We start from the raw sequence: 517 nt of genomic DNA, 5'->3' as shown, positions 1-517 counted from the left end.
GAACCAACAAGGAGACCATCATGCGTCTGAATATCGTCGCTGGGCTGTTGACAACCCTTTTCGTGGCGGGCTGTGCCATCGCGCAATCTCCAAAACCTGCGGACGAACACGCAGGCCACCACCCCGGTGATGCGCAGAGCGGTGGCGTAGCCGCCCAGTCCGCCCCGGCAGCTACTACCCCGCCAACACCGGACGCCTTTGATCGCCAGATGAAGGCGATGCAGGAAATGCACAAAAAAATGCAGGTGGCCAAGACTCCCGCCGAACGATCCGCGCTGATGGATGAGCACATGAAGCTCATGCAATCCGGCATGGCCATGATGGGCGCGGGTAGTTCTGGTGGCATGGGCATGGGGATGATGCAGCAAGGGGCACAGGCCAAACCTGCCGCACCTGCAGCCTCTGGAAACTCGGGCATGGGAGGCATGATGGGTATGCACTGTTAGCGCCAGTGCAATCGTGATCAGCAGTGCCAGTCGAACATTGACCAGGGGCTGAAGCTGGTTCCATTAGAAGC

Annotated in this window: 1 protein-coding gene; it reads left to right on the top strand. The window is 59.6% G+C overall.

All coding sequences use genetic code 11. From position 1 onward, the window contains the following. A partial coding sequence (locus tag AC07Z7_RS25150) for a hypothetical protein (RefSeq protein WP_494768057.1) occupies positions 1 to 446 on the top strand: 446 nt, incomplete at its 5' end. Between the last annotated feature and the right edge of the window lie 71 nt (positions 447 to 517).

This window comes from Acidovorax sp. GW101-11A03 (assembly GCF_059424825.1).
This window is presented reverse-complemented; position numbering and strand designations above follow the sequence as displayed.